20 protein-coding genes are annotated in these 18,824 nt (G+C 29.2%); 18 read left to right on the top strand and 2 right to left on the bottom strand.

Features of this window, described 5'->3' with window-relative positions; translation table 11 throughout:
- Positions 1-3 precede the first annotated feature (3 nt).
- From BET03_RS05460 to BET03_RS05495, 8 genes are all read left to right on the top strand, one after another.
- Complete coding sequence (locus tag BET03_RS05460) at positions 4-1,698, top strand: glycosyl hydrolase family 18 protein (RefSeq protein WP_120168131.1); 1,695 nt, start codon at positions 4-6, stop codon at positions 1,696-1,698.
- 216 nt (positions 1,699-1,914) lie between these two features.
- Positions 1,915-2,088, top strand: a complete 174-nt coding sequence (locus BET03_RS05465; protein WP_183108738.1) for an aspartyl-phosphate phosphatase Spo0E family protein — start codon at positions 1,915-1,917, stop codon at positions 2,086-2,088.
- Between the two features lie 161 nt (positions 2,089-2,249).
- Positions 2,250-3,233, top strand: coding sequence for an acyl-CoA dehydratase activase-related protein (locus BET03_RS05470; protein WP_120168135.1), 984 nt, complete (start codon positions 2,250-2,252; stop codon positions 3,231-3,233).
- A 13-nt stretch (positions 3,234-3,246) separates the two neighbouring features.
- Positions 3,247-4,341 (top strand): acyl-CoA dehydratase activase-related protein, encoded by a 1,095-nt coding sequence (locus BET03_RS05475; RefSeq protein WP_120168137.1) that lies wholly within the window; start codon positions 3,247-3,249, stop codon positions 4,339-4,341.
- A gap of 14 nt (positions 4,342-4,355) precedes the next feature.
- Positions 4,356-5,330 carry an acyl-CoA dehydratase activase gene (locus BET03_RS05480; RefSeq protein ID WP_120168139.1) on the top strand — a complete coding sequence of 325 codons (975 nt, stop codon included), beginning with the start codon at positions 4,356-4,358 and terminating at the stop codon, positions 5,328-5,330.
- 183 nt (positions 5,331-5,513) lie between these two features.
- Positions 5,514-6,482 (top strand): ABC transporter ATP-binding protein, encoded by a 969-nt coding sequence (locus BET03_RS05485; protein WP_120168141.1) that lies wholly within the window; start codon positions 5,514-5,516, stop codon positions 6,480-6,482.
- Complete coding sequence (locus BET03_RS05490; RefSeq protein WP_183108739.1) at positions 6,475-7,185, top strand: ABC transporter permease; 711 nt, start codon at positions 6,475-6,477, stop codon at positions 7,183-7,185. The genes BET03_RS05485 and BET03_RS05490 overlap by 8 nt, the downstream gene beginning before the upstream one ends.
- Before the next feature lie 13 nt (positions 7,186-7,198).
- The gene (locus BET03_RS05495) at positions 7,199-8,587 is read left to right on the top strand and encodes a GldG family protein (protein WP_183108740.1); all 1,389 of its coding nucleotides are present in this window, start codon (positions 7,199-7,201) and stop codon (positions 8,585-8,587) included.
- A gap of 44 nt (positions 8,588-8,631) precedes the next feature.
- Here the strand turns inward: BET03_RS05495 and BET03_RS05500 are convergent, their stop codons facing one another.
- The gene (locus tag BET03_RS05500; protein WP_120168148.1) at positions 8,632-9,471 is read right to left on the bottom strand and encodes a CAP domain-containing protein; all 840 of its coding nucleotides are present in this window, start codon (positions 9,469-9,471) and stop codon (positions 8,632-8,634) included.
- Between the two features lie 445 nt (positions 9,472-9,916).
- On the opposite strand from BET03_RS05500, the gene BET03_RS05505 reads away from it, so the two are divergent.
- The gene (locus BET03_RS05505) at positions 9,917-10,780 is read left to right on the top strand and encodes a DegV family protein (RefSeq protein ID WP_120168150.1); all 864 of its coding nucleotides are present in this window, start codon (positions 9,917-9,919) and stop codon (positions 10,778-10,780) included.
- 206 nt (positions 10,781-10,986) lie between these two features.
- On the opposite strand, the gene BET03_RS05510 is transcribed toward BET03_RS05505, so the two are convergent.
- Complete coding sequence (locus BET03_RS05510) at positions 10,987-11,823, bottom strand: TIM barrel protein (protein ID WP_120168152.1); 837 nt, start codon at positions 11,821-11,823, stop codon at positions 10,987-10,989.
- A gap of 119 nt (positions 11,824-11,942) precedes the next feature.
- On the opposite strand from BET03_RS05510, the gene BET03_RS05515 reads away from it, so the two are divergent.
- The 9 genes from BET03_RS05515 (at position 11,943) to BET03_RS05555 (ending at position 18,608) form a co-directional block, all read left to right on the top strand.
- Positions 11,943-12,629: a nucleotidyltransferase domain-containing protein gene (locus tag BET03_RS05515; RefSeq protein ID WP_183108741.1), complete on the top strand. Its 687-nt coding sequence runs from the start codon at positions 11,943-11,945 to the stop codon at positions 12,627-12,629.
- Between the two features lie 25 nt (positions 12,630-12,654).
- Positions 12,655-13,221 carry a GTP cyclohydrolase I FolE gene (folE, locus tag BET03_RS05520; RefSeq protein ID WP_120168156.1) on the top strand — a complete coding sequence of 189 codons (567 nt, stop codon included), beginning with the start codon at positions 12,655-12,657 and terminating at the stop codon, positions 13,219-13,221.
- A gap of 16 nt (positions 13,222-13,237) precedes the next feature.
- Positions 13,238-14,089 carry a dihydropteroate synthase gene (gene folP, locus BET03_RS05525; RefSeq protein WP_120168158.1) on the top strand — a complete coding sequence of 284 codons (852 nt, stop codon included), beginning with the start codon at positions 13,238-13,240 and terminating at the stop codon, positions 14,087-14,089.
- Between the two features lies 1 nt (position 14,090).
- A complete protein-coding gene (gene folB, locus BET03_RS05530) occupies positions 14,091-14,456 on the top strand; it encodes a dihydroneopterin aldolase (RefSeq protein ID WP_120168160.1) in 366 nt (121 codons plus the stop codon).
- The gene (gene folK / locus BET03_RS05535; RefSeq protein WP_120168162.1) at positions 14,449-14,928 is read left to right on the top strand and encodes a 2-amino-4-hydroxy-6-hydroxymethyldihydropteridine diphosphokinase; all 480 of its coding nucleotides are present in this window, start codon (positions 14,449-14,451) and stop codon (positions 14,926-14,928) included. Before folB ends, folK begins: the two co-directional genes overlap by 8 nt.
- Before the next feature lie 123 nt (positions 14,929-15,051).
- Complete coding sequence (locus BET03_RS05540) at positions 15,052-15,684, top strand: TetR/AcrR family transcriptional regulator (protein WP_120168164.1); 633 nt, start codon at positions 15,052-15,054, stop codon at positions 15,682-15,684.
- Position 15,685: 1 nt separating this feature from the next.
- Positions 15,686-16,540, top strand: a complete 855-nt coding sequence (locus BET03_RS05545) for an ABC transporter ATP-binding protein (RefSeq protein ID WP_120168189.1) — start codon at positions 15,686-15,688, stop codon at positions 16,538-16,540.
- Positions 16,541-17,596, top strand: a complete 1,056-nt coding sequence (locus BET03_RS05550; RefSeq protein ID WP_120168166.1) for an ABC transporter permease — start codon at positions 16,541-16,543, stop codon at positions 17,594-17,596. It abuts the gene before it with no gap.
- A gap of 13 nt (positions 17,597-17,609) precedes the next feature.
- A complete protein-coding gene (locus BET03_RS05555; RefSeq protein ID WP_120168168.1) occupies positions 17,610-18,608 on the top strand; it encodes an ABC transporter permease in 999 nt (332 codons plus the stop codon).
- The last annotated feature ends 216 nt before the right edge of the window (positions 18,609-18,824 follow it).

The raw sequence follows: 18,824 nt of genomic DNA on the forward strand, positions 1-18,824 counted from the left end.
TAAGTGATTAAAAAGGCTTTTATATTTGTTACTTTAATACTGTTATTAACTTCTACGACAATTTTGGGAATCCTATTTTTCAAGTCTGTTGACCCACATAATGTGATTAAAGCCTTTTCACCTGGAGAAGTAAATATAGTTATTGAGGACAAGCCTATAAAGATTGATGCCCATCCTATTATTACAGGAGAAAAAATATATATCCCAGTAGAAATATTAAAAGAATATATTTATGAAAATATTAAGCTTGATGAGAAAAATGATAGACTATATGTAAACATAGAAAAACCATATTTTAGATTAGAAACAGAGGAACTAGATAAGAGAATAAAGGATGGAATAAAGTTAAATTTCTTAACCAGAAAATTTAATAATATACATTATCTAAATATAAAGGGATTAGAAAAAGTATTTGGTATATCACTTCACTATGCTAAAGCGTCAAAAATCCTTACTATAGATAAAGTAGAGGATGAAAGAAAAGTAGGGACAATAAAGGAAAAAACTTATTTAAGACCAAGGAAATCTTCATTTAGTTTTTGGATGGACAAACTATCAGTAGGAAGTAAAGTTATGGTATTTGACAATGAAGGAAAATGGGTAAAGGTTAGAACAGATAAAGGTTATATTGGATATATCCTTAATAGGAAAGTAGATGTTCAAAGAATATCTGATGGCACTGATAAAAAGTTAAATAGCGTTAGAGAAGATGTAGAATTTAAAAATAAAATAAATCTTGTATGGGATCATGTTTATAAATATTCTTCAGACCTTTCAAAGGAAGAAAAAATAGAAGGTTTAAATGTAATTTCACCTACTTGGTTTTCTGTAGTAGAGCCTAATGGATATATAGAAAATAAAGGTGATATTGAATATGTAAAGGATGCCCATGAGAAGGGGTATATGGTATGGGGACTTATAGATAATAGCTTTAATAAAGATTTAACCCATAAGATACTAAAAGATAAAGAAGCTCAAGAAAATGTAATAAATCAAATCTTAGTCTACTCATCTATTTATGATTTAGATGGGATAAATATTGACTTTGAAAATGTTTACTATGAAGATAAGGATAGATTAACTAAATTTGTAGACAAGCTTACCAAAGAACTGAAAAAGCAAAACTTAATAGTTTCCATGGATATGACGGTACCTTCCTCAAGTCTTAATTGGTCAAAGTTCTATGATAGAGAGAAACTGGGGAAAATTGTTGATTATTGTATGGTTATGACCTATGACGAACATTGGGCTTCAAGTCCAAAAAGTGGATCAGTAGCTTCAATCGGATGGGTTGAGAGGGGAATCCAAAAAACCCTTAAATATATTCCCAAAGAAAAACTTGTTATGGGTGTTCCATTCTATACTAGGGAATGGGAAGAAGTAAAACTTAGAAATGGAAGAGTAAAAGTAAGATCTAAAGCATTATCTATGGAAAAAGTAGAAGAGAGGATAAAAGAGTATAATTTAAAACCTGTTTGGCTAGAGGAGACTGGACAATACTATATCGAGTATACTAAAGAAGGTAAAAAATATAGAATTTGGATTGAAGATGAGAGATCTATCAAACTTAAATCTCTGCTAATCCACAAATATAATTTGGCAGGAGTTGCTTCATGGAGAAAAGGATTTGAAAAAGAAAATGTATGGCAAGTTTTAAATGACACAATTAATAGAGATAGCCAATTAGTTATGAATTAAAATGTAGCATTGTGTAAAAACAAGAAGAAATTTGGAAAATTGTTAAAATTATGTTAAAAATGCAGAAAAACATTGAAAAATAATTAAGAAAATAGTACTATCTTAAATGGTGTTTATTTCCTAAAATAATGTTTAGATGTCAAATGTTTACTAATGGCTTATAAGGGTATAAAGTTTAGTGATATAAAAGAAAAAACGGATTGTGAGGGATATATTATGGAGGGAAATCTTTCACTTGAAGAGTTAAAGGTTATTATTGAGGAAAAACGTTATCAGCTTAATACACTTTTGAAAAATAATGATACAAATAGGGAAAAAGCCCTTAAGTTAAGTGTAGAGCTTGATAAGTTAATATGTAAATATTATAGTGCCATAAATAAGTCTAATTAGATAAAAAATGCTTCTGCTTATATAAGTTATATAAGTAGAGGCATATTTTTATATTTAATTAGTATAGATAAAATAGAAATATTTCCTAATAGTTGCATTTTTGATATAATACCTATATATGTATAATTTTTTAAAAATTTTGAATAGGAGGCCTTACATCAATGAAGATCGGAGTTCCTAAAGCTTTACTTAATTTTTATTATGGGCCCTTCTGGGAAACTTTTTTTGAAGAACTTGGAATGGAAGTAGTTCTCTCTGAAGATACCAATAAAGAAATTATAGATGCTGGTGTTAGAGAGTCAGTTCCAGAAATATGTGTACCCATAAAAATATTTATTGGACATGTACTAAATTTGCTAGAAAAGGATGTAGATTATGTTTTTATACCAAGGATGGTTTCAATAAATGAAGGAGAGATTTTTTGCCCTAAATTTATGGGATTACCAGATATGATTAGACATGGATTAGAGGGATTAGAAGATAAAGTTTTAACATGTCATATTAAATCTGAAAGTGATGATATATCAGACTATAGCAATTACCTGTCAATAGGAAATACTTTAGGAATATCAAAAGAAAAAATAAAAAAAGCGGCTAAAGTAGCAGGAGAACATTGGAAAAAGTTTAGAAATTATAATAAAAATGGGTATACAGCATTAGAGTCATATAATTTAGTATATGGAAAGGGGAAACTTAAGGGTAGAAATAATAGAAAAAAAGGGATTAAAATAGGTCTTTTAGGATATGTATATAACGTATATGACAGTTTTGTAAATATGGATATACTTAATAAATTAAAAGAGCTAAATGTTGAGTTTATAACATTTGATATGATTGATGAGGATGAACTAAGAAATAATATAGATGATATGGACAAAGTACTTTTTTGGACTTTTAGTAATAAGCTTTTAGGAGCAGGGTATAAATTTTTTAGAGATATGGAGGTAGATGGAGTTATACATATAACAGCCTTTGGATGTGGACCTGACTCATTTTTAGGTAAACTTCTTGAAATTGAATCAGATGAAACTCAAATTCCTTTTATGACCCTAAGGATAGACGAACATACTGGTGAAAATCATTTACAAACTAGAATTGAAGCTTTTGTAGATATGTTAAAAAGAAAAAAATTAAAAGCTATATAGTGGAGGGATGGCTTTGAAAATATCATTTCCCTATATGGGTACAGTAGTTATATATAAAAAACTATTAGAGCTTTTAGGCCATGAGGTAATAGTACCTCCTAGACCTTCTCAAAAGACTATAGATTTAGGGGTTAAACATAGTCCAGAGTTTGCATGTTTTCCTTTTAAGGTAATAATGGGAAGTTATATTGAGGCATGTGAGATGGGAGCAGATACTATTGTTACAAGTGGAGGGCATGGTCCTTGTAGAGCAGGTTTCTATGGAGAAATCCATAAAAGGGTCTTAAAAAATCTTGGATATGATACAGAGGTTATAATAATAGATTCCTTTAATAGAAATAGAAAGAAAGTTATGGAAAATATAATGAAATTAAAGGGTAACAATTCATGGTTAAAGTTATCTAAAGCTGTTAAGTTTACATATGATATGATTCAAGAAATAGATAAATTTGATAAAAAGATACGTGAAATAAAACCATATGAAGTAAAGCCCGGAAGTGTAGATAGGGCTTGGGAGAAAATACAAAAAGAATTTGATAACGCTTATTCAAAGAGAGAACTAAAAAAAGCAGTTAAAAGAAGTAATGAAATTATAAATTCACTAGAAATTAGTAGGATAGATGAAAGGGATAGGATTAGAATAGGAATAGTGGGAGAAATCTATGTTGTTATGGAATCATCTATAAACATGGAAATAGAAAAGGTATTAGGTGAATTAGGATGTGAAGTTGAAAGGGGACATTATCTATCAGAGTGGGTGGATTTTAATCTAGTTCCATCATTTTTAAAAAAATCCCATGAGGAAGAGATTATTAAAAAGGGAGAAAAATATATAGAAATAATTATTGGAGGACATGCAAAACAGACAGTTGGAGGTATTGTTGATTTTAAAGATAGGGGTTTTGACGGAATAATACATTTAATGCCCTTTGCATGTTTACCAGAGCTTGTAACACAAAGTATAATACCCAAGATATCAAAAGAACATGACATTCCAATTTTAAGCCTTTCAATTGATGAACAGACTGGTAAAGCTAATAATTTAACTAGGATAGAGGCTTTTATAGATTTAATAAGAAATAAAAAACTTAATAAGTATTCAGCATAAAGGGGGAGAAGACCATGGTTAAAGCCTATGTAGGGATAGATGTAGGCTCCGTTAGTACTAATATTGTAGCCTTAGATGAAAATTATGAGGTATTATTTAATTATTATGCTAGAACAAACGGTCAACCTTTAGATGCTATAAAGGCAGGTTTGGAGAAGCTAAAAAAAGAACTGGGGAATAATATAAATATAAGTGGTGTGGGGACTACAGGAAGTGGTAGACAACTTGCAGGTGTTATGGTAGGAGCTGATGTAATAAAAAATGAGATTACAGCCCATGCTGTTGCAACAACCCATTATGTTCCAGATGTTAGGACAATATTTGAAATTGGAGGTCAAGACTCAAAAATAATATTGATAAAAGACCAAATGGTTATTGATTTTGCAATGAATACTGTATGTGCTGCAGGTACAGGGTCCTTTTTAGACCATCAAGCAGAAAGACTAGGAGTTCCAATAGAGAAATTTGGGGAGCTTGCTTTAACTTCAACAAATGATGTAAGAATAGCCGGAAGATGTACTGTTTTTGCAGAGTCTGATATGATTGCTAAACAGCAATATGGTTTTTCAAAGGCTGATATTATAAAGGGCTTATGTAAAGCGCTAGTAAGAAACTATATAAATAATCTTGGAAGGGGTAAAAAGTTAGAACCACCATTTGTATTCCAAGGAGGAGTTGCTGCAAATGTAGGTATAAAGGCTGCATTTGAAGAGGAAGTAGGCCATGAAGTTATAGTTCCAAAATATCATAATGTCATGGGAGCTATAGGGGTAGCTTTACTTGCTAAAGAAGAAGTTGAAAAGAAAAAAGGCAGGACTAACTTCAGAGGATTTAATTCCTTACAAACAGATTTTGTACCATCAAGCTTTATTTGTACTGGATGTTCAAATAATTGTGAAGTTATAAAAGTTGAGATGAATGGTACTCCAATTGCTATGTGGGGAGATAGATGTGGAATGTGGAAGGAAAAAGTAAAAAGGGCTATATAAAAATGAGCACATAGGGGCTCATTTTTTATTGCACAGGTGAAAGGGTAATTTTCAAATAGTTTATTTTATTCTAAATTTTTGTTAATATAATTACTAAAAGATAATTGACTATAAAAGGCATAAATTTTCATAGTCAATTTGTAGTATACAAGAAACTAAAAAAACAAGATTGGGGGGTTAGTTGTGATAGAGGTAAAAAGGTTAACAAAGAGATATGGAAGTATAACTGCAGTAGACAACCTTAACTTTAAGGTAGAAAAAGGAGAAATATTAGGTTTTCTAGGTCCTAATGGTGCAGGAAAAACTACAACAATGAAAATGTTGACAGGATATATGCCTGCAACGGAAGGTAGTGTTACAATAGATGGTTTAGATATTATAGATGATTATAAAGAAGCTAAGAAGAAAATAGGGTATTTACCAGAACACCCTCCCCTTTATAAAAATATGACAGTAAGGGAATATTTAAACTTTGTAAGTGAACTAAAGGAAGTTGAGAAAAACAAAAGAAAGGAAACAATAGATAGTGTTATAGAAAAACTTTGGCTTAGTGATGTAGAAAATAGGCTTATAAAGAATATTTCTAAGGGATATAAGCAGAGGGTTGGCCTAGCACAAGCAATTATAGGGGACCCAGACCTTTTAATTTTAGATGAACCTACAGTGGGACTTGATCCTAAACAGATAATTGAAATTAGAGAGCTTATAAAGGAATTAGGCAAAGAACATACAATAATATTAAGCTCACATATACTCTCTGAAATTAGTGCAGTTTGTAATAGAATTATAATTATAAATAAGGGAAGGGTTGTAGCAATAGATACTCCGGAAAATTTATCAAAGAAATTGTCGCAGGCTTCTCAAATTTTTGCAAGGATTGTAGGAGAAAAGGATAAAGTTATAGAAATTATAAAAAATATTCCCCAAGTAGAAAATATAGAAGTCATTGGAGAAGTTGAAAAAGGTGCAATTGATTACAATCTTTCAAGTAGTTCTAAAGAGGATATAAGGAAAAAGCTATTCTTTAAAATGGCGGAAGCCGGTTATCCAATATTAGAAATGCAAATAAAAGAATTAACTTTAGAAGAGGTATTTTTAAGACTAACACAGGGTTTAGCAGAAGATGAAAAGGGGGATAAAGAGGATGAATAAGACATTTACTATATTTAAAAGGGAAGTTCTTTCCTATTTTAAATCACCATTGGCATATGTAGTTATATCTACATTTCTCGTTATAACAGGATACATATTTACAACTGAATTACTATACTATAAGTTAGCCTATATGCAAAGTGTTTTTGAAAATATGGTTATGCTTTTAATATTTTTTACTCCTATTTTAACTATGGGACTTTTAACAGAAGAGAGAAAAGAGGGAATAGACCAACTTTTATTTACTTCACCATTAGGTGTAGTTGAATTTGTTATGGGAAAGTTTATAGCTGCTTTTTCCGTATATCTTATAATGCTAATGTTTACTTTACTTTATCCATTAATACTTGAATATTTTGGTACACCCGATTATGGTCCAATAATAGGGGCATATATTGGATTAATATTACTTGGAGGGGCTTTTATTTCTATAGGGTTATTTGCCTCATCTTTAACTCAAAGCCAGGTTATAGCAGGTCTTATATCCTTTGGTATATTAATTCTTCTATGGATTTTAACATATTTAAAGGGAATATTTAGTGGTCCAATATCAAAATTAATTCATAATATAGATGTTTTTGCTTATTTTGTTGACTTTAATAAAGGTATATTAGATTCTCGTGGAATACTAATTTACTTAAGTTTTACCTTTGTATTTTTATTTTTAACTACAAGAGTTATAGATAGGAGACGCTGGAGCTAAAGGGGGACAGATGATGAAAGGATTATTTAATAAAAAATTAAAGTATGGAACTAATTCTATAATTATTACTATTTTAGTAATAGCTTTAATAGTTTTTATTAATGTAGTAACATTTAATCATAACTTTAGGATAGATATGACAAAAAACAAAGTATATTCACTTTCAGACCAAACTATTAATGTTATTAAAAAATTAGAAAAAGAAGTTGAAATAATAGGTTTTTTTAAGGATGATTCTCAACTATTACCTCAAATTGCAGAGTTATTAAAGGAATACAAACATGAAAGTAACAAAATAAAATATAGCCTTATGGATTTTGATGCTAATCAAGTTGAGGCTAATAAATATGGAGTTACTGATTATGATACAGTTGTATTAAAAAGTCGTGATAAGACTATTGTTTTAAATAAAAGTGACTTTTATAAAGTTGACTTTAGGACTAACACTAAGGTCTTTGCTGGTGAAGAGGCCTTAACACAGGGGATTTTAGATGTTACTTTAATTGAGAAAAATAACATATATCTTGTGGAAGGACATGGTGAATTATCGGGAGATAAGTTATATTTATTTACTAAAGCTATTAAGGGTGAAGGCTATAATGTAGCTTCACTAAATATAGCTAAAGAAAAAGGAATACCTAAAGATGCCGACCTTTTAATAATACCTGCACCAATAACTGATTATAGTAGTGATGAATTGTTTAGTCTGCAACAATATGTAGATAAAGGTGGAAGAGTTTTAATTTTAATGCGTACATTAGAGGATCAAACAAATATTAGAAAATTCCTTATGTTTATTGAAGGGCTTGGTATAAAAGTTGATAATAATATAATAATAGATCCTGAAAGGAATTATTTTGGTCAAGCAGAAACAATTATTCCTAAATATACTATTCATCCAATTGTTAATAAGCTAAAAGAAAAGGGACTAGCCCTTATAATGCCTTATTCATTAAGTATAGAAAAACTTGATAATTCAAATTATACAGGTCAGTTTTATCCTCTGTTAGAAACTAGTAATAGTGCATGGGGAGAAACTAATCTTGAGAATAGTGAACCTAAATTAGATGAAAGGGATAAAAAAGGTCCATTGACAATAGCCGCTGTTACAGTAAAGCCAATTAAAAATGGAGAAACTAAGGTTGCAGTAGTCGGAAATGCTGCTATAGTAACTAATGAATTAATAAATAAACAAGGAAATATGGATTTCCTTATAAATACTATTAACTTTCTTCAAGATAAAGAGGAGCTAATTTCTATTAGACCTAAAGAACATGCATTAGAGCCTTTAGATTTAAAGGGTAATGAAGGAAAATATCTTTTTGGAATCTTTGTTATTGGAATACCAGTAATTATATTTATAATTGGCTTAGTAGTTTTCTTAAGAAGGAGAAATAGATAAAAATAAATATTACTAGTAAAAAGCGGCCTAATGGCCGCTTATTTTTACTTAGGTTTACTTATAAACATCTGTGTAATCATATATCCATATCTATCACTTGGTGCTACACCTATACCCACATGAGTAAAGTTTTCATTTAAAATATTTCTTCTATGACCCTGAGAATTCATAAGGGAAGTGTGGGCATTTTGGATTGATGAATTTGCAGCAATATTTTCACCTGCATACAGATACTCTATACCAAACTGATCCATCATTTCAAAAGGACTACCATAAGTTGGTGAGTTATGGCTAAAATAATTATTTTCCACCATATCCTGTGATTTAAGTCTAGCAACCTTTGTTAACTCTAAGTCTACTTTTAGCGGTGGTAGATTTCTTTTAGTTCTTTCCTGATTAATTAGGTTTACCATTTGTTGCTCAGTTTCTTTTAGGCGAGTTGCTCTTCCTACTTGTCTTTGATCTTGCTCTTCCTCAGGATTACCCATCCTTCGTTCTTCAGCTTCTTCTCTTTGTTCAGCCATTTCGTTTTGTTGATTGTTTCCTTGGTTGTCGTCTACAACTATTGGTTTTGCCTGATTAGAAGGAATACATCCTACTGAATTATCAGGAGATTGTACTACATACCAATCTTTTAACTCTCCTATTACCTTTACTCTCTGATTCTTAGAAAGTTTGCCAATTACAGGAAAATTATTTCCATTACCAGTTCTAATATTTACTCTGTCAGCGGTTATTCTTACATTTTTAACATCTGCAGCTTCAAATATAGAGGATTGCTTTGGTTTTGCATTTTCTCTAGGTCTTTCTTGAGGATTTGCACATGATACTGCAAATATTAAAATAAATGATATACATATGGCTAGAATAGTTCTTTTATTCATTAGTTCACCTCCATACTAAATATTGTTTTACATAAAGATATTATTCTCTTTTTAAAGAGTTTTTATGAATTGCAAAATAAAAATTTAAAAATAAAAAGCTATGTGATTTTCAAAATCACATAGCTTTTAGTATAATAGACATATATTAAGTTTACAATTATGTATATACTATTTTATACTGCCATAAGTATAACTAGTAAAGCAATTAAGATTACAATTATTGAAATAGCAATATATAAATGCTTCTTACTTATCAAAAAAATCTTAGTCATTTAATATCACCCCTTAAATTTTAGACAAAAGAAGAGTATAATATTCCATATTATAAATTATTTAAATGACAAGATAAATATTACAAAAAAAGTTTGTATATACTGAAATTTTTGTGTATTGTTTTATTAAAAGAAGTATTATTGATTTTTAAATATAAATAAGGAGTGATAATATGAGTATAAAAATAATAACAGATACTGGATGTGATTTGTCTAAAGAAATTATAGACGAATATGATATTGAAGTTATGCCTTTTATAGTTAATTTGGACGAACAAGAATATGAGGATGGAGTAAATATAAAACCTGAAACAGTATATAATTCTATGAGAAATGGAAAGGTTCCCAAAACAGCTCAAATATCAGCTGGTAAATTAAAAGAAGTATTTGAAAAATATGCTCAAGAAGGAGAGACCTGTATATATATAGCATTTTCATCAGAACTTTCAGGTACATATCAAACGGCAGTTATGGTTAAAAATGAACTACTTAACACCTATCCAGATTTTGACCTTACCATAATAGATACAAAATGTGCTTCAATGGGTCACGGATTAGTAGTTTATAGGGCTGCACAAATGGCTAAAGAGGGTAAGACAAAGGATGAAGTACTAGATACAATAGAGTATTATAAAAACCACATGGAGCATATATTTACCGTAGATAATCTTGAATACCTATATAGGGGTGGAAGAGTAAGCCGTACTGCAGCCTTTGTAGGAGAGTTATTAAAGATAAAGCCTGTTTTGCATGTTGAAGATGGCAAGCTTATACCTATTGAAAAGGTAAGAGGTAGGAAAAAAGTATTTAAAAAAATATTAAAAATTATGGAAGAAAGAGGAGACAACTTAGAAAACCAGACAATAGCAATAACTCATGGTGATGATATTAAAGGGGCAACAAAAATAAAAGAAATGATAGCAGAAAAGTTTGGCTGTAAAGACTTTATAATAAATATGATAGGTTCTGCAATTGGGGCACATTCTGGCCCAGGAACAATAGCGATTTTCTTTTTAAATAAATATAACGGAAGATAAATAAAGCGGCTGTTTAAACAGCCGCTTTATTTTATTGATAAAAAAATAACAAGATGTTATACTTATATTGTAACAGTTTTCATTAATATCCATAATAAGGTAAAGTGAATAGAAAAGAAGATATAGGTGTTAATAGTCTCTTGAGGTTAAATATATAACTACTATAGGGACAAATATATGACAATGATTTGTGAATATATTAACGTTTAAAAGGCTTTAAGATATTTTATGTCACTATATAAATCATCTAAGTAAGTATTGTTACAGCAGCTCACTAGTAATTCAAGATTTAATACTCCATTAAAATTATTTTTCTTTAGAAACTTGACTTGTTCAGAAAAGTCTATTTCACTTTTCTGAATAGAAATATGTCTAAAATAATTATCTAAAATTACACCATGGATATGGCAATGTATAACTTTATCTAGAAAATCTCTTGTAAGAGGGGGTTTCTCTGGATGATAATTTAGGCTGTCATGGGTTATGTCCCAACATATTCCAAGTTTTTCAGTTTTAAATTTATTAAGTATATAATATATATCTTCTCTTTTACCACCGATAAATAAATTTTCTACTTGATTTACTGTTTCAATAGCAAATTTTAGGTTAAGATTTTTTCTTTCAATAAAGTTTAATATCCAGTCTAAAAAGGATAAAGTGGAATACATTTTGTCATTTTTATTTTCAGTATTTTCATATTTGGAACCATGGATTGTTATAATGGATTCTTTATTAATTATTTGTTGAATATCAAAAACAATACTTAAAAACTGTTCATATTTTTCTAATACATCCTTTTTGAATTCGGTAAAATTTCCTATTTCATAAAGGAAGTTATGAGCAAAATAGGGAACATGAAAACTTATATCTAAGTTTAAACTTTCAGAAATCATAGCTATTTCTTTGTAAGTTTTAATAGGTAGAACAGATTTATCAGGAGCTAACTCAATACTACTAATCCCCATTTCTTTAGTTTTAGAAAATAGGGTTTTACAATCTATTTTACTTAATATATTTTCATCAAATGTAAAGCCTAAATTCATTATAACCACCTCCTATATAGACTAAATAAAGTATAACATATATAAATATTAAAGTTTATAAAAATATTTTCAAATAAGTAGGTGAAAAGGTGAAGGTTCTAGATATATTTAACAAAAAAGTGGACAAGATAATTAAAGATAAAGATGTAAGTAGTATATTACTTGTTGGTTCAGCAGCAACTAAAGGTAATAAAGAGTTTAGTAACTTAAGGGATATAGATATATTTGTAATTACAAATAAACAAAGTAATTTTGAAAGGGAAGTTATAAAAATAGATGGAATAGAATTTGATATATCATATATATCTAAAGATTTGTTAAGTAAATGTATATCACAAAAGGTTCAATTTATTATCAATTCTTTGTGTAGCTGTAAAATAATTTATAGTCAAGATAATGAGATAAGTGATATACTAGAAAAAATATGTAGAACCTATTATAATGGACCTAAAAAGTTAGATAAAACTGAAATAAACTATATTAGATTTAACCTTTTTATGAAGTACAAAGATTTGTTAAGGAGAAGAGAGGATTTTTTAAACTCTCTATTCTTAGCTAATAATTTGTTTAAAGAAGCTTTGGTATCATATTTTAAACTTAATAACCTTTGGATTCCAAAGGATAAAAAATTACTTAAAGAAATTGAAAAAAGAGATGAAAGATTATTTTTTTTATCAGAATCATTTATCAAGGAAGGTATAACAGATAAAAAAATAGAATTATTAGAAAAAATAATCTATCATATATTGAAACCCTTTGGGGGCCCCTTAGAATACTGGTTAAAGGGGAAATTTCCATTAAAATAGATAAAGGGAGAAGGGAGCTTTTGAAATGGATAAAAAAAGAATAGAAAATGCTGTTAGAGAAATATTAGAGGCTATTGGAGAAGATCCTAATAGAGAGGGATTAAAGGATACTCCAAAGAGGATTGCAAATATGTATGAGGAGATATTTTCAGGGCTAAAAAAGGATCCTAAAAAGCATCTAGAAATTTACTTTGAAGAAGAAAATCATGAGGAATTAGTACTTGTAAAGGATATTCCCTTTTATTCAATGTGTGAGCATCATTTAGTTCCATTCTTTGGGAAGGCCAGTGTAGGATATCTTCCTAGAAACGGTAAGCTTACAGGTTTAAGTAAGCTAGCAAGGGTTGTAGAAACTGTAGCAAGAAGACCACAATTACAAGAAAGGTTCACATCAACAATAGCAGATTCTATTATGGAAAAACTAAATCCCTATGGTGTAATAGTTGTAGTTGAGGCAGAACATATGTGTATGACAATGAGGGGAGTTAAAAAACCAGGTTCAAAAACTGTTACTTCTGCAGTTAGGGGAGTATTTGATAGAGATGCTAAATCAAGGGCTGAAGCTATGGCTTTAATAAACTTCGGAAAATAATAAGGAGGGAGAATTTATGAGGAATATAGGGTATAAGTTTCATAGAAAAATAAACGTTAAATGTGGAAATAAAGAATTTAATTTTGGAAAAAAGACTTATATAATGGGAATATTAAATGTTACTCCAGATTCCTTTTCTGATGGGGGAGATTTTGTAGATGTAGATGTGGCTATTGAACATGCCAAGAGAATGGTTGAAGAAGGAGCAGATATAATTGATGTAGGAGGAGAATCTACTAGACCGGGAGCTGTAGAGATTTCAGCAGAAGAGGAATTAAGAAGAATAGCACCAGTTTTAGAAAGGCTAGTTAAAGAAATTGATGTACCAATATCAGTGGACACATATAAGGCAAAGGTAGCAGAAAGAGCATTAGAGATTGGAGCTCATATAATAAATGATGTATGGGGATTACAAAGAGACCCTGATATAGCAAGTGTTGTAGCTAAATATAATGTACCTGTAATTGTAATGCATAATCAAAAGGGAACAGAGTATGAAAAGGATATTATGGAAGAAATTTGTGATTTCTTTAATAAGTCAATTGATATTGCGAAAAAAGCAGGTGTAAAGAAAGAACAGATTATACTTGACCCAGGTATAGGCTTTGGAAAGACTCCAGAACAAAATATGCACGTAATGTCTAGACTAGGTGAATTAAATGACCTAGGCTACCCAATACTTCTAGGAACATCAAGAAAATCTATGATTGGAAAAATATTGGACTTGCCTCCTAAGGAGAGGGTTGAAGGTACAGTAGCAACAACTGTTATGGGAATAATTCAAGGTGTAGATATAGTAAGGGTTCATGATGTAAAAGAAAACCTAAGGGCAGCTAAAGTAACAGATGCAATCGTAAGAAGGGGATAATATGGATAAAATAATAATGAAAAATTTAGCCTTTTATGGATACCATGGTGTCTTAGAAGAGGAAAGTAAATTAGGACAGAAGTTTTTTATAGATGTTGAGATGTACCTTGATTTGAAGAAAGCAGGTTCTGAGGATAATGTAGAATATACGGTAAATTATGCTAAAACCTATGAGTTAATTAAAGATATTGTTGAGAATAAGAGGTTTAATTTAATAGAAGCTTTAGGGGAGAATATAGCAAATATTATTTTAAATAAATTTAAACAGGTAAAAGAAGTATTAGTCACAGTAAAAAAGCCAGAGGCTCCTGTAAAGGGAATTTATGATTATTTTGCTATAGAGATAAGGAGAGAAAGAAATGGCTAAGGCATATTTAGGGTTAGGTAGTAATATAGGAGATAAAAAGTATTACATTGATTCAGCCCTTAAGTTTCTTAATGAGAATGAAAATATAAATGTTACCAAGGTTTCTTCATATTATGAAACAGAGCCTGTAGGATATAAGGAACAGGATTGTTTTTTAAATGTAGTAGCTAAAATAGAAACGTCCTTTAGTCCTTATGATTTATTAGAATATTGTAATCATATTGAACAGAAACTAAAAAGAAAAAGATTAATAAGATGGGGTCCAAGAACTATTGATATAGATATACTACTTTATGAAAATTTTACATCGGATGATGAGAAACTAACAATTCCACATCCAAGGATGACAGAAAGGGCCTTTGTGATGATACCCCTTTATGAAATAGCACAAGACTTAGTAATAGAAGGCAAGAGTATTAAAGAAATAGTAGAAAACTTAGAAGGGGAAGAAATAAATAAAATTAATTTATAAATTGACTTGACAATAGAATAAATTGGTAATATAATATGACTACAAAGTCACATGACCTTGTAGTCATATTTTTTTACATTCGATATGACCATGTGGTCATATAATGGAAAGGAGAGATATTAAATGCCTAAAAATACTTTTTTCAATCTACCAGAAGATAAAAGGGAAAAAATACTTGATTCAGCAATAGATGAATTTGCTAAGTATTCATACCATAAAGCCAGTATTAATAGGATAGTTAAAAAGTCAGGGATTGCCAAAGGAAGTTTTTATCAATATTTTGAAGACAAAAAAGACCTATATAAGTACATTATTGATATCTCAACCCAGAAAAAGCTAAAATATTTAACCTATGTTATGAATAATCTTAATAGGCTAAACTTTTTTCAGATTGTTAGAGAATTGTATTTAGCAGGGATTAAATTTGCTAAAGATAATCCCAAATTATCAGAAATAGCCAATAATTTTGTTAGGGATACTGATAGTAATTTAAAAGATGAAATTTTAGAAAGTGGAATTAAAAAAAGTAACAATTTATTTAAGCAATTATTAACACAAGGTATAGACAATGGTGATATTGATCCAAATATAGATATAGATTTAGTAGCATATGTAATTACATCTTTAAGTATATCAATATCAGAATACTTTATAAAAGAGGTAAAAGGGGAAGATGAAATGGAGATTATGGCTTTTGTAGATAAAATGCTTTATATTATTGAAAATGGAATTAAGAATAAAAATAAGGGGAATTAAAATGTTAAAGGTTAAAAATCTATATCATTCCTATACTAAAGATGATAACTATGCAGTAAAGGGAATAAGCTTTGAAATAAAAAAAGGAGAAATATTTGGATTTCTAGGTCCAAATGGGGCTGGAAAATCTACTACTCAAAAAATATTAACAGGATTATTACCATTACAAAAGGGAGAAGCATCAATTGCTGGGATAGATGTAAAGAAACCTACTGAAAAACTGTTTAACTTAATAGGAGTATCCTTTGAACACCCTAATATTTATAGTAAATTAACTGGTTATGAAAATCTAGAATTTTATAAAAAGCTTTTTAGTGTACCAACAGAGGATCCAAAGGTATTATTAAAAATGGTTGGATTAGAAGATGCAGTTAACAAAAAAGCAGGAGATTATTCAAAGGGTATGAAACAGAGATTAGTATTTGCAAGATCACTTATTAATAATCCTCAATTATGGTTTTTAGATGAGCCTATATCAGGATTAGACCCAACAACAGCTAGTAACATAAAAGATATAATTAAAAAGAAAAAAGATGAAGGAACTACAATATTTTTAACAACACATAATATGCATATAGCTGATGAACTTTGTGACAGAGTTGCTTTTATAAATGAAGGAAAAATAGAAGTAATTGATTCACCAAGAAATCTAAAGTTAAAATATGGAGAACAACTAGTAAAAGTAGAGTATAAGGAAAACAATAAATTAAAAAGGGAAAGACTTTCTCTAATTAATGATAAAGATAGGGATAAATTGAATAAGTTAGTTAATGAAGGAAAAATAGAAACAATACATTCTCAAGAAGCAACCCTTGAAGAAATATTTATAAAAGTTACAGGTAGGGGGTTAAAGTAAATGTTAAATAGATATTTTGCATTACTAAAAAAAGATATTATAACAGGGGTTAGAAACTACTATTTTGTGGTAGTAATTGCAGTTGCGATTATTTTTGCTTTAATTGTAAATTTTTTAGTCCCTGAAGATACCTCAATAAAACCTGCAATATTTTATCATGTAGAATATCAGGGAGATATGAGGGAGAATATTGATGAAATAATAATGGAATCTGAAAGAGAGCATCCCAATGTAAATAGGGTTAATTCTAGAGAAGAAATTATTGAAAATATGAAGAAAAAGGATAATAGTATTGGAATGTTTGTTACTGAGTCTAATGGAAAACCAGTTATAGAATTTATAACACAGGGATATGAAAATAAAAAAGTAATAAATACACTTGTTTTATCAATGAAAAATTCTATTAATGAGAGTTTAGGAAGAAAAATAGACGTTAAAACTAATATTTTAAATAAAGATGTAGAAATGGAAAGAATTCCATTTAACAAAAGTATCCTTCCAATATTTTTACTAACTGAACCTACAATGTTAGGATTTGTTTTAATATTAGCATTAGTGTTTATGGAAAAGGATGAAGGAACAATTAGAGCATATATGGTTTCACCAGGAAGAATTCAAGAATATCTTGCATCAAAAATAACATTAATGATTATATTGGGATTGATTTCAACTATAGTCTGTACAGGAATAGTAGTAGGATTTAATGCTAATTACCTTGCTTTATTTGGATTAGTTATAGTAGGAAGTATATTTTCTTCTGCCCTTGGGCTTATAATAGCTAGCTTCTTCGACAATTTATCACAGTCTTTTATATGGGTAGCAGCAATTAATATACTATTTGCATTACCAATGGTTTCTTATTTACTACCCAGTTTTGCACCAACTTATATAAAAATATTGCCAACCTATCCACTATTGTTTGCCATAAGAGAGGCTGTTTTTCCAACTGGTAATGTAGAGATTATCTACTCAACTATATTAACCTTTATTGTGTTGAGTATAATGACATTCATTGTATCTGTATTTTCATATAAGATTACTGCTGCTAGAGATTAAGGGGGAAATATAAATGAGAAGAATATTATCTATATTTAAAAGAGATATATTAAGCAGTTTTAGAGATTATATAATTTTGTATATGATTATTGCTCCAATACTTTTAACAATTGGGTTTAGGTTTTTTATTCCTAGTGCACAGTCAGCTGGATTACAATTTGCTGTTGATGCTAAACTAGATACAGAAATTGTAAATGAATTTAAAAAGTATGGTGATGTAGAATTATATGGGACAGTAGATGAAATAAAAACTAGGGTAGAGAATATTGATGATATTGCAGGAATAACCAAAAATGAAAATGGGGAGTTTGTTTTAATACTACAGGGAAATGAAGCACATGATACAAAGGAAATTCCCAAAATGATTATTAGAGAAATAATAAGTAATGAGGATTTAAATGTAGAGTTTAAGGTTAATAGCTTAGGCCTTGAAGAATCACCTGTAGCAACTATTGGTACTATTTCATTAATATTAATTGCAATATTAATTGGAGGAATAATTATAGGATTTAACATTATTGAAGAAAAAGAGGCTAATACACTAAAGGCTTTAAATGTTACTCCTATGACTAAATTTGAATATATAATTGGGAAAAGTATTACTGGATTAATTCTACCAATAATCCATGTTTTCCTAATACTCTGGATATTAGGAATAACTGAAGTAGATAATACTATGGTTTTAATAATGACACTTGCAAGCTCATTAGTAGGAATAGTTGTAGGGTTTGTTGTTGGGATAATAAGCAGTAATCAAATTACAGGAATAGCTAATATGAAAATAATATTCTTAATTCTTTCATTAACTATAATAGGTGCTATACTACTTCCACAAAGTAAACACTTTTTACTTTATTGGGCTCCACCCTATTGGATTTTTACTGGATTTAAGGGTATATTGCTTAATACTGCAACTTGGGGTAATTTAATAAATTATATAGGATGGATTATAGGATTAACATTTATAATATATATAATACTTCGAGGAAAGATTAAGAAAGGATTAGCGTAAAAATAATTAACAATTGACAATTTACAGTTGACAATTAAAGAAATTAAAAGATTTAGCGCAGACTTTAGTCTGCGCTAAATTATTCTAAAAAAACAGTTTCTGTTTCCAAAATGATTACCTCATTTAGAAAAAAGTTTACTTAAAAATTTTAAAATTAAGAGGATTTTTATTTGTTTAAATAGAATATTAATAATAACAAATTTTTGGAAAATAAAC

The organism is Thermohalobacter berrensis (assembly GCF_003609645.1).
Classification (GTDB): Bacteria; Bacillota; Clostridia; order Tissierellales; family Thermohalobacteraceae; genus Thermohalobacter; species Thermohalobacter berrensis.